Raw genomic sequence first — 11,688 nt, 5'->3', positions numbered from 1 at the left:
CAGCTCGGCATACATCCGTTTGAGCCGGTTGTTCTCGTCCTCCAGCTCCTTCAGCCGTCGGACGTCCGCAGCCTCCATGCCACCGTACTTCGACTTCCACTGGTAGTAGGTCGCCTCAGAGACCCCGATCTCCCGACAGACGTCCTTCACCTTCCGGCCGCCTTCGACCTGCTTCAGCGTCTGAACAATCTGGCTTTCCGTAAACCGACTCTTGCGCATCTCGGCCTCCTTTGGCTCTAGTGTGCCCGGAGACCTCCAGTTTTCAATGGACCGAATTTACGGGAAGGCGACAATGATATCCGCGTTATCGTTGGCTTTCATCTCGTTCACCAGCAACGTCGCGCCCGCCTCCATGTTGTCTACAACTTCGGGGAAGTCGGTGATGCTGCCGCTGTAGTCCATCGCAATGCTTAGAGATAGCGGGATGTAGGCGTCATTTTCGCCGACCTGTCGGACGTATATTGGGTCGAGCCCTTCAAGAATGAAATTCTCCTTGTGCAGGTTCCGAATCGGGAATCTCTCTTGGTCGGTGACGGACACAAAGGCTTGAGGGCCATTAACGGCGCAGGCATGGACCTGGTTGACGGTGACGTGGATCTCATCCACTTCTGCGTAGGTGCCTTCCACCCTGGCCAGGGTGCCCCCGACCGTGGCGACGTTGGGGGCATCGTTCTGCACGAACAAAGCGGTCTTGAACTCGCCGATTTCATCTGGATTGAATTCGACCTCAACGGTGCAGCTTTCACCGGGGGCGAGGGCAAATGGGGTTGGTGCGCAGGCGTTATTGCCACCCAAGTGGTCCAGCAGGGAAAACTGGTCGGCCTCAAACTGATCCCACATTATGTACCCAATGTTGGAGGATGTTGTTCCCTCGTTGCGGATAATGAACTTCCGAGGGAGTACTTGGTCCAGGTTGCCTTCCGTAATGACCCCGAAGTCGAAACGCTCCGGCACCACTGTGATCCCGGTGGCAGGCGCGTTGCCGCCCCCGCCCCCGCCATCGCCACCACCACCGCAGCCAATCAGGCCGATTGACGCCGCCAGCAGGGCTGGTACCAGGAGTCGGAACTTTCCGTATTCAAGCGTCATGGGTTTGTTTCTCCATCGATGGGCGGGGTGACCGGGTCGGTGTCCTGCAAGGGTTGCGGGCGCCGGGAACGGTCAGGCGGCGACTGGGGTTGTCCGCCGGGAACCTGATCACGGAGAAAATCTAGTGGAAGAACGAGAACTGGGTCCGTGCGGTGCCGAACATAGGCGACCCGCGCGTGCCAGAACCCCTGTCGTCCGGAGGGCTCCCTTCTGCCCAAGAATAGTGATGAATGAACGCCGTGGAAGGCACCCCGTTACCCCCTCGTTAACGCGCCGGGGCCCCGTGAATCGCGGGTCTACGCCGTTTAAGCAGTTACTTGCCCGGTATATCGCTTCGGCAGGCACTTGTTGTATGCCTCTGCGGCGGCCCGATGGGTGCCCCCTGCACGTGAATCTGCCTCTCCCGCAGCCCGAGTAGCTACCCCTCATCGAGATCGTTGCGGCCTGCCTGTCGAGGCCATTTGAGCCCGAGACCAACCGAACATGGTCGCCCCAATTCTGCGCAACTCGACGCATACAAGCCTCTGCACTGTCATCCCGGCCGGAGCGAAGCGAAGAGCCGGGATCTCCCCCCCCCGTCGGGGCAACCCCAGCCGCCGAGATTCCGGATAGCTGCTACGCGGTTTCCGGGATGGCGAAGCAGGAGACGCGTGGAGCCCTGGGGCGCGTTTCGACCGTCGGATGTTGTGCGCACCCGGGCCCGCGCGGCCCCAGGGTCTGGCTGAACCTCGAGGCTGATCCGGTGCATCATTGACCGGGGGGCGACTTGGCCCTCATCGCGTATCCGTCCGCATGGATAACCCCTCGACTGACGGGGCCGCCGTGGCAATCTCTAAGGGGGTCTCGTAGTCTCCCCGGCTCATCCATTCCGCCCTGGAGACATCGTGGCCACCATCCTGAATCCGTACGCCGACGAGCAGCCCGAGTCGAAGCACATCGTGCTACGTGCCCGCAGTGGCCAGGCGGTCTCCGCCGATTTCACCCTGCAGGATCGGCGCGGGCGCGAAAGCGCGGCGGAATACCTGTTTCATCTCTATTCCACCATCAAACAGAAGCTGGGCGAACCGGTCCTGGATACTGCTGCACCATCGCCGGACGACCAGGCCGCCATGCAGCGACTGATCCTGTACTCGGCCGGAGCCCACGACACCATGTTCGGCACCTTTAATGCCTCCGGTGCCTCCTCGGAGATGCCCGAGGAGGAGCGCAACGAGTTCGTGGAGATCTTCCTGCTGGCCAGTGCCACGGTCATCGAGGGACAGCGGATCACCGTCGACCTCCAGCGCGGCCTCATCACCGCCGAGGCGCCCTGAGCGCAACGTCCCGTGCGGGGTCGCCGCCGCAGCAGGGATTGCCCGTGCAGATGGGCATGGATGCATGCCGGCTCGTTTCAGGGACGGCCTTGTGCCGTAAGTCTTGGATGGGAGGGGTGGGCCCGGTTGGGTGGAGGCCGGCCGCGTAGCGGCGCGTAGCCTGGCTTCGCGAGGCCGGAGCGGCGTGCGCCGGGAGGCGCGCGACTGGAATATTCCGATCCGCCCAGCAGGAGCGAAGCGATTGGTGGGCCCGGTCGGACTCGAACCGACGACCAAGGGATTATGAGTCCCCTGCTCTAACCAACTGAGCTACAGGCCCGTATTCGGGGGGGCGTACAAACGACTGCGGCGCCATTCTACCCGCAAGGGGAAGATGGCGCCGCATCGCTAGGTCGGGTTCCGGCCGCCGGGCCGGGACGCCGGTTACTCGGCGTCGGTGTAGGTGCGCAGCAGTTCGGCGCGGGTCGGGTGGCGCAGCTTGCGCAGGGCCTTGGCCTCGATCTGGCGGATGCGCTCGCGGGTGACGTCGAACTGCTTGCCGACCTCCTCGAGGGTGTGGTCGGTGTTCATGTCGATACCGAAGCGCATGCGCAGGACCTTGGCCTCGCGCGGGGTCAGCGTGGACAGGATCTCGCGGGTGGCCTCGGTAAGGCTCTCCTGTGCGGCGGAGTCGGACGGCGAGGCGACCTTCTCGTCCTCGATGAAGTCGCCCAGATGCGAGTCTTCGTCGTCGCCGATCGGGGTCTCCATGGAGATCGGCTCCTTGGAAATCTTCAGCACCTTGCGGATCTTGTCCTCGGGCATCTCCATGCGCTCGGCCAGCTCTTCCGGGGTGGCCTCGCGGCCCATCTCCTGCAGCATCTGGCGGGAGACGCGGTTGAGCTTGTTGATCGTCTCGATCATGTGCACCGGGATGCGGATGGTGCGCGCCTGGTCCGCGATGGAGCGGGTGATCGCCTGGCGAATCCACCAGGTGGCGTAGGTCGAGAACTTGTAGCCGCGGCGGTATTCGAACTTGTCCACGGCCTTCATCAGGCCGATGTTGCCTTCCTGGATCAGGTCGAGGAATTGCAGGCCGCGGTTGGTGTACTTCTTGGCGATGGAGATCACCAGGCGCAGGTTGGCCTCGACCATCTCCTTCTTCGCGCGCCGGGCCTTGGCCTCGCCGATGGACATGCGGCGGTTGATCTCCTTGATCTCGGCGATGTTCAGGCTGGCCTCGCGCTCGATCTCGGCCAGCTTCTTCTGCAGGCGCACGATCTCTTCTTCGTGCTGGGCCAGGGCGTTGGTGTACTTGCCCTTGGCCTTGCAGGCTTCCTTGATCCAGTCGAGATTGGTCTCGTTCTTGGGGAAGCTGTCGATGAAGGCCTTGCGTGGCATCTGGGCCTGCTCGACGGCCAGCGCCATGATGCGGCGCTCGTGGCGGCGGACGTGGTCGATGCTGCCGTGCAGCTGGGTTGTCAGCTGGTCGACCATGCGCGGGATCAGCTTGAACTCCATGAAGTACTTGGCGGTGGCCTCGCGCGCTACAGCGTAGGCCTCGCGGTTGCCCTTTTCGAAGGCCTTGTGCGCCTTGGCGTGCAGCTTGCGCAGCTTTTCGAAGCGCTCGCGCGCCTCTTCTGGATCCGGGCCGGTGTCCACCGGCTCGGCGGCTTCTTCGTCTTCCTCGGCGTCTTCCACCTCGTCGACGATGGCATCCAGTTCGGCGCTGGCCTGCTGCTCGGCGGCGGCCGCCGCGGCCGCTTTCTGCTCGTCCTGGGCCTTCTGGGCCTGCTCCGGTGTCACCAGGCCACGGGCCACGGCCTCACCGTTGGCGTGATCATTCGGGTCGATGAAGGAGACCACCAGGTCGGTCAGGCGGCCATTGTTCTCGACGATCCGGTCGTATTCACGGATCAGCCGTTCGATCGCGCCCGGATGGTGGGCGAGCGCGAACAGGACCTGCATCAGGCCCTCTTCGATGCGCTTGGCGATGCGTATCTCGCCTTCGCGGGTCAACAGTTCGACCGTGCCCATCTCGCGCATGTACATGCGCACGGGGTCGGTGGTGCGGCCGAAGTCGCTGTCGGCGGAGGCGAGCGCCGCCACGGCGTCCTCGGCGTCGTCGTCGGCAGAGACCGAACCGTCGGACAGCAGAAGGCTGTCGGCGTCCGGGGCCTGCTCATGCACCGCGATGCCCATGTCGTTGATCATCGCAATGATGTCCTCGACCTGGTCGGAGTCGATGATCGAGTCGGGCAGGTGATCGTTTACCTCGGTATACGTGAGGTATCCCTGCTCCTTGCCCTTGGCAATCAGTTCCTTGAGCTGGGATTGCTGCTCTTCACGATTCATTGCGGTCGTACTCCGAGGTGCTTGTTTGAGCCGTCGCAAGACGGCTCAAGGAAAGTGGGACGCAGAAAAATCAATCCTACATTGTAGCAGAAGATTCTTATATTGCCGGTGGCCTGATGGATTCTCGGGTCAAGGCTGGGTCGCGACCCGGGTCTAGGGCGACATCCTTGACCGCTATGTTGAGGGCGAATCCGGGCGCTTCAAGCCCCGGCGCGCTATTTGGGCAGGTCGAACCGCTGCAACTGCTGGGTAAGACGGGCGAGCTCGGCGCGTTGTTCCGTTCCGAGTTCGGAACCGGGGCGAGTCAGTTCACGAATTCGCAATCGATAGTGCTGACGCAGGAGCTGGCGGGCGCAGTCCAGCGCCGTCTGGCGGGTGACCGCTGGCTCGCCGTCGTTGAGCTCCTGGTGGGCCAGGGCCATGAGTCGCTGAAAGTGGCGCTGGTCGCGAAAGCGCTCCAGCAGGCCGGCCGTGTGGCGTCCAGGGCTCTCGTCCAGGGCCGCGAGGACATTACGCAGGGTCTCGGCGGCCGCTCCGGGCAGCTCGACGACCTGGCGGAACTCGGGCTGTGACCAGTCCAGTTCCGGGTGTTGCAGGACGCGGGCGAGCAGGGCACCCCACAAGGCCGGGGCGCTCTCGCCGCGCGCGGGCGCACGGCCGCCGGGGGTGGCGGGGAGCTCGTGACCCGGGCCCGGTTCAGGGTTGCGGGCAGGCTGGGGTGGCTGTTCCGACAGGACCTGTTCCAGTCGCTCCTGGCTGAGCCCCGTCTCCTGTCCGATGCGTTCGACCAGCTGGTCACGAAACAGCGGATCGCGGGCGGTGGCGACCAGCTTCATCGCCGCGTGGGCGAAGCGGGTGCGGCCTTCGGCGGTGTCGGTGGGGTGCTCCTCGCGCTGCAGGCGCATCAGGGTCTCGGACAAGGGCAGGGCGCCGGCGAGGCGCTCCTCCCAGCCGGCCAGGCCGTCGCGCAGGACCAGGCTGTCCGGGTCGTCGCCCTCCGGCAGGAACAGCACGCGCACCTCGCGCAGGCCCTGGATCGCGGGCAGCGCCTCGCCCAGGGAGCGCCAGGCGGCGCGGCGGCCGGCGGCATCGCCATCGAAGCACAATGTGATGCGCGAGACCTGACGGAACAGGCTGTCCAGGTGGGCACGGGTGAGCGCGGTACCCATGCAGGCCACTGCGCGGTGGAACCCGGCGCGGGCCAGGCCGACCACGTCCATGTAGCCCTCGACCACCACGATGTCGTCCAGCCGGGTGCCGGCCTTGCGCGCCTCGAACAGGCCATAGATCACCTGGCCCTTGTGGAAGACCTCGCTCTCCGGACTGTTCAGGTATTTCGGTTCGCCGTCCTCGATCAGGCGCCCGCCGAAGCCGGTGATGCGCCCGCGCCGGTCGCGGATCGGGAACATGATGCGCGCGCGGAAGCGCTCGCGGATGCCGCCGTCGTCGCGGCGCGCGGCCAGGCCGGCATCGACCAGTTGCTGCGGAGTGAAACGTGGTTTGAGCGCCTCGATCAGCCCCGAAGGCGGGGCCCAGCCGATCTGGTAGTTGCGCGCGGTGGCGCCGTCGATGCCACGGTTTTTCAGGTACTCGACCGCCTTGGGGGTCTGGCGCAGTTGCTGCACGTACCATTCGGCGGCCGCGTCCAGCGCGTCATACAGCGGGGCATGGGCCTCGCGGCGGTCGTCATCCCCGGCCTCGCGCGGAACCTCGAGCCCGGCCTGTTCGGCCAGCTGCTCGATCGCCTCGGGAAAGCTCAGGTTCTCGTACTCCATCAGGAAGCTGATGGCCGTGCCGTGCGCCCCGCAGCCGAAGCAGTGATAGAACTGCTTTTGCGGGGAGACGTAGAACGATGGCGTCTTCTCGCCGTGGAACGGGCAGCAGGCCGCGAACTCGCGCCCGGCCTTCTTCAGGCTGACGCGGCGCTGAATGATCTCGACGATGTCACTGCGTTCGAGCAGATCGTCGATGAACGCCTGTGGGATGAGGCCTGCCATGGGGTCGCTGCGTGTTCCTCGGGGTCGTGCCGGTGGTTGGGTTCGCATGATAGCCCAGCGTCGGGCCGCAACACGTCATTGCGGCACGCCTTGGCCGACGGGGCAAGACCCGGCGGTTTCCAAGGCGGACGCCGGGGTTGCCCGTGGAGATCGCCACGTCGCTTCGCTCCTCGCGATGACGGTGTTTCGCTCTCGCGTCATTGCGAGGAGCCGGAGGCGACGAAGCAATCGTTATCTGTGGCCCCCGATTCCGGTGCGGGACGCGGGACTGGATATTACGCGCTGCTCCTTTGCCACGGTCCCTGTTGGGTCCTGTAATGACGGACTTTTACGCGGGCAAACAAAACGGGCCCCGTGAGGGGCCCGAATCGCGGTGCTGCCGGATGGCGGCGGGTCAGGCGGCCTGGCGCAGGTTGGCCAGCAGGCCCCGGAGTTCCGAGGCCTTGGGTTTCACCAGCCAGAACGAGCCCTGGTAGTCGTCGAAGCGTTCCAGGATTTCGCGGCCCCAGGCGCTGTCGGTCTCGTGCACGAATTCCGTGACGAGTTCCTCCAGGTAGTTCCGGTGCGCTTCCATCTCCTCGGTGTCGAGGCGGTGCAGGTCGATCAGCTCGTTGTTGATGCGGTCCGGGAAGTCGTTCTCCCGATCCAGCACGAATGCGAAGCCGCCGGTCATGCCCGCGCCGAAGTTGATGCCGGTATTGCCCAGCACCACCATCACGCCGCCGGTCATGTACTCGCAGCCGTGGTCGCCGATGCCTTCCACCACGGCGATCGCGCCGGAGTTGCGCACGCCGAAGCGCTCGCCACACTGGCCGGCCGCGAACAGCTTGCCGCCGGTCGCCCCATACAGGCAGGTGTTGCCCATGATGGTGGTGTCCTGGCTGGCGAAGCTGGAGCCCTCCGGCGGCCGGATCACCAGCTTGCCGCCGGTCATGCCCTTGCCGACGTAGTCATTGGCATCGCCTTCCAGGTACAGGTGCAGACCGCCGGCGTTCCACACGCCGAAGCTCTGCCCGGCCGTGCCCTTCATGCGCACGGTGATCGCGGCGTCCGCCATGCCCTGATTGCCGTGACGCTTGGCAATCTCTCCGGACAGCCGCGCGCCGATCGAGCGGTCGGTGTTGGCCACGTCGAAGTGGTATTCGCCTCCGGCCTTGCTCTCGATCGCCTCGAGCATCTCCGCGACCATCTTCTCGGCGAGCTCGCCCTTGTCGAACGGTTCGTTCTTCGGCGCCTTGCAGAAACGCGGCTTGTCGGCCAGGTCGCCGCTGGCCAACAGGCCGTTCAGGTCCAGGTGCTGCTGCTTGGGCGTCTCGCCCGGCAGGATCTCCAGCAGGTCGGTGCGGCCGATCAGGTCGGTCAGGCTGCGCACACCCAGCTTCGCCATCCATTCGCGGGTCTCGCGGGCGACGAACTGGAAGTAGTGCATGACCATCTCGGGTAGCCCGATGAAGTGGTTCATGCGCAGCACCTTGTCCTGCGTGGCCACACCCGTTGCGCAGTTGTTCAGGTGGCAGATGCGCAGGTACTTGCAGCCCAGCGCGACCATCGGGCCGGTGCCGAAGCCGAAGCTCTCGGCGCCCAGGATGGCCGCCTTGATCACGTCCAGGCCGGTCTTCAGGCCACCGTCGGTCTGCAGGCGTACCTTGTCCCGCAGGTCGTTGCCGCGCAGGGTCGCGTGGGTCTCGGACAGGCCCAGCTCCCACGGGGTGCCGGCGTACTTCACCGAGGTCAGCGGGCTGGCGCCAGTGCCGCCGTCATAGCCAGAGATGGTGATCAGGTCGGCGTAGGCCTTGGCCACGCCGGCGGCGATGGTGCCGACCCCGGCCTCGGAGACCAGCTTCACCGAGACCAGCGCATCCGGGTTGACCTGCTTGAGGTCGAAGATCAGCTGCGCCAGGTCCTCGATGGAGTAGATGTCGTGGTGCGGCGGCGGCGAGATCAGGGCCACGCCGGCATTCGAGAAGCGCAGCTCCGCGATCATCTTGTTGACCTTGTGTCCCGGCAGCTGGCCGCCCTCGCCGGGTTTGGCGCCCTGGGCGACCTTGATCTGCAGGACTTCGGCGTTGACCAGATAGTGCGGGGTCACGCCGAAGCGGCCGGAGGCCACCTGCTTGATCTTGGACATGCGCTCGGTACCGTAGCGCGAGACGGCCTCGCCGCCTTCGCCGGAGTTGGAGCGTCCACCGAGGCGGTTCATCGCGGTGGCCAGGGCCTCGTGGGCCTCCGGCGACAGCGCGCCCAGGCTCATGCCGGCGGAATCGAAGCGCGGCAGGATGTCGGCCTCGGGCTCGACCGCGTCAAGCTCGATCGGCTCGATGTCGTCGCGCACCTTGAGCAGGTCGCGCAGCACGGTCACCGGGCGTTCGTTCACCAGGTCCGCGTATTCCTTGTAGATCCCGTAGTCGCCGGACTGCACCGCGCGGTGAAGGGTCTGGATGACGTCCGGGTTGTAGGCGTGGTACTCGCCGCCGTGGACGTATTTCAGCAGACCGCCCTGGCCGGCGCTCTTGCGCGGGTTCCAGGCCCGCTTCGACAGCGTCTCCAGATCCGCCTGAATGTCGGCGAAGCGGGTGCCCTGGATGCGGCTGGTGGTGCCCTTGAAGCAGGTCTCCACGATTTCGTCGGACAGGCCGACGATCTCGAACAGCTGCGCGCCGCGGTAGCTGGCGATGGTGGAGATGCCCATCTTGGACAGGATCTTGAACAGGCCCTTGTTGATGCCGCGGCGATAGTTCTGCGCCAGGGTCAGCGGGTCCGCGTTCGGGATCTCGCCGGACTGGCACATGCCGTGCAGCGCGGAGTAGGCCAGGTACGGATAGATCGCGGTGGCGCCGTAGCCCAGCAGCACCGCAAAGTGGTGCGGGTCGCGCACGGTGGCGGTTTCGGCGACGATGTTGGCGTCGGTGCGCAGCTTGGCGCCGATCAGGGCATGGTGAACCGCGCCCACGGCCAGCGCGGCCGGGATCGGGCGGCGTTCCGGGTCGATGCCGCGATCCGACAGGACCAGCACCACGGCACCGTCGTCGCGCACGGCCTCGACCGCGTGCTCGGTCAGGGCCTTCACGGCGTCCTCCAGCGAGCCGGAATGGACGTCGTAGTTGAGGTCCATGCGCTCGACGCGGAAGGCGTCCTCGGTCTGGTTGCACAGCTCGCGGAACTTGGCCTCAGACAGCACTGGGGAGTCGGACACCAGGCGGTGGGCGTGGTCCGGGGTCTCCTCGAACAGGTTCTGTTCGCGGCCGAAGCAGGTCTCCAGTGACATCACGATGCTTTCGCGCAGCGGATCGATCGCCGGGTTGGTCACCTGGGCGAACTGCTGGCGGAAGTAGTCGAACAGCGAACGGGTGTGGCTGGAGAGCACTGCGAACGGGGTGTCGTCGCCCATGGAGCCCACGGCCTCCTGCCCGGCCTCGGCCAGCACGCGCAGGATCTGGTCGCGTTCCTCGAAGGTCACGTCGAACAGCTTCTCGTAGGTCTCCAGGCGCTCGGGCGGCATCGGTTCGCCGGAGAACAGCTGGTTGTCGTCCAGCTGGCTCTTCAGGTGCTTCACGTGCGCGCGCAGCCACTGGCGGTAGGGCTGGCGGGTGCGGTTGATGCGGTCGACGTCCTCGGGCTGCAGCAGCTCGCCGGACTCGGTGTCCACGGCGAGCATCTGGCCGGGCTTCAGGCGCCCCTTGGCGACTACGTCCTCGGGGGCGTAGTCATACACGCCGATCTCCGAGGCCAGGGTGATGTGGCGATCCTTGGTGATCACGTAGCGCGCCGGGCGCAGGCCGTTGCGGTCCAGGGTGCAGGCGGCGTAGCGGCCGTCGGTCAGCACGATGCCGGCCGGGCCGTCCCAGGGTTCCATGTGCATGGAGTTGTATTCGTAGAACGCACGCAGGTCGGAGTCCATGTGCGCGACGTTCTGCCACGCCGGCGGGACCAGCAGGCGCATCGCGCGGAACAGGTCCATGCCGCCGGCCAGCAGGACCTCCAGCATGTTGTCCAGACTCTGCGAGTCGGAGCCCTCCAGGTTCACCAGCGGTTCCAGCTCGGCCAGCTCCGGCAACTTCTCGGTGGCGAACTTGTGCTGGCGCGCGACCGCCCAGTTGCGGTTGCCCTGCACCGTGTTGATCTCGCCGTTGTGGGCGAGGAAGCGGAACGGCTGCGCCAGGCCCCACTGCGGGAAGGTGTTGGTGGAGAAACGCTGGTGGAACACGCAGATCGCGGTCTCCAGTTCCGGGCGCTTCAGGTCCGGGTAGAACACCGGCAGGTTGGCCGGCATCACCAGGCCCTTGTAGGAGAGCACGTGCGCCGACAGGCTGGGCACGTAGAACACCGGGTCGTCGCCCATCGCGATCTCGGCGCGGCGGCGCACCACGAACAGCGCGCGCTCGAAGTCGGCCGCGTCCATCTCCGCCGGGGCATTGATGAACACCTGCAGGATGTGCGGCTGGCTCTTCATTGCCTCGGCGCCGCAGGCCTCTTCCGGATTGACCGGCACTTCGCGCCAGCCGGCAAGACGGAGCGGGCCGCGCTCGATGGCGCTCTCCACGGCGGCGCGGGTTTCGGCGATCTTTGCCGGGTTGATGAACACGATGCCGGCGGCGAAGCGCTCGGCCAGTTCAATCTTCGACTCGGAGGCGAGGGTGCGCAGGAAGGCCTCGGGGGTCTTCATCAAGAGCCCGCAGCCGTCACCGGTCTTGCCGTCGGCGGCGATCGCGCCGCGGTGGGTCATGCGTTCCAGGGCCTTGATCGCGGTGTCGACCACCCAGTGGCTGGCTACGCCGTCCATGTGCGCAATGAGGCCGAAGCCGCAGTTGTCGCGCTCGAATTCGGGGCGGTAGAGGGTGCCGTTCAGTTGGTTCTGTCGCATTGGTCAACTCCGGTCGCAGCGCGCGGGGCCGTACGCGGGCGCGGTACGTTGGTCAGGGCCGTCCCTGGAAAAAGAACACGGAAAAAGGCGCAGG

At 65.9% G+C, this 11,688-nt stretch carries 6 protein-coding genes and 1 tRNA gene; 1 reads left to right on the top strand and 6 read right to left on the bottom strand.

Annotated elements, in window-relative coordinates:
* Both F618_RS0107490 and F618_RS14780 read right to left on the bottom strand, forming a co-directional pair.
* The coding region (locus tag F618_RS0107490; protein WP_019568201.1) for a transposase at positions 1-219 on the bottom strand (219 nt) is incomplete at its 3' end.
* 57 nt (positions 220-276) lie between these two features.
* Complete coding sequence (locus tag F618_RS14780; protein ID WP_019568200.1) at positions 277-1,089, bottom strand: hypothetical protein; 813 nt, start codon at positions 1,087-1,089, stop codon at positions 277-279.
* Between the two features lie 884 nt (positions 1,090-1,973).
* On the opposite strand from F618_RS14780, the gene F618_RS0107480 reads away from it, so the two are divergent.
* Complete coding sequence (locus tag F618_RS0107480) at positions 1,974-2,402, top strand: hypothetical protein (RefSeq protein ID WP_019568199.1); 429 nt, start codon at positions 1,974-1,976, stop codon at positions 2,400-2,402.
* Positions 2,403-2,644: 242 nt separating this feature from the next.
* Here F618_RS0107480 and F618_RS0107475 read toward each other — a convergent pair.
* From F618_RS0107475 to gltB, 4 genes are all read right to left on the bottom strand, one after another.
* A tRNA-Ile gene (locus F618_RS0107475) sits at positions 2,645-2,721 on the bottom strand.
* 104 nt (positions 2,722-2,825) lie between these two features.
* Positions 2,826-4,775, bottom strand: coding sequence for an RNA polymerase sigma factor RpoD (gene rpoD / locus F618_RS0107470; RefSeq protein WP_255349372.1), 1,950 nt, complete (start codon positions 4,773-4,775; stop codon positions 2,826-2,828).
* A 176-nt stretch (positions 4,776-4,951) separates the two neighbouring features.
* Positions 4,952-6,733 (bottom strand): DNA primase, encoded by a 1,782-nt coding sequence (gene dnaG / locus F618_RS0107465; RefSeq protein ID WP_019568198.1) that lies wholly within the window; start codon positions 6,731-6,733, stop codon positions 4,952-4,954.
* A gap of 394 nt (positions 6,734-7,127) precedes the next feature.
* Positions 7,128-11,594: a glutamate synthase large subunit gene (gene gltB, locus F618_RS0107460; protein ID WP_019568197.1), complete on the bottom strand. Its 4,467-nt coding sequence runs from the start codon at positions 11,592-11,594 to the stop codon at positions 7,128-7,130.
* Positions 11,595-11,688: the final 94 nt, after the last annotated feature.

Origin of the sequence: Thioalkalivibrio sp. ALMg13-2, from assembly GCF_000381185.1 — a bacterium.
Lineage (GTDB): Bacteria > Pseudomonadota > Gammaproteobacteria > Ectothiorhodospirales > Ectothiorhodospiraceae > Thioalkalivibrio > Thioalkalivibrio versutus.
The sequence above is the reverse complement of the archived record's forward strand: the minus strand, read 5'-3'. Positions and strand labels throughout refer to the sequence as shown.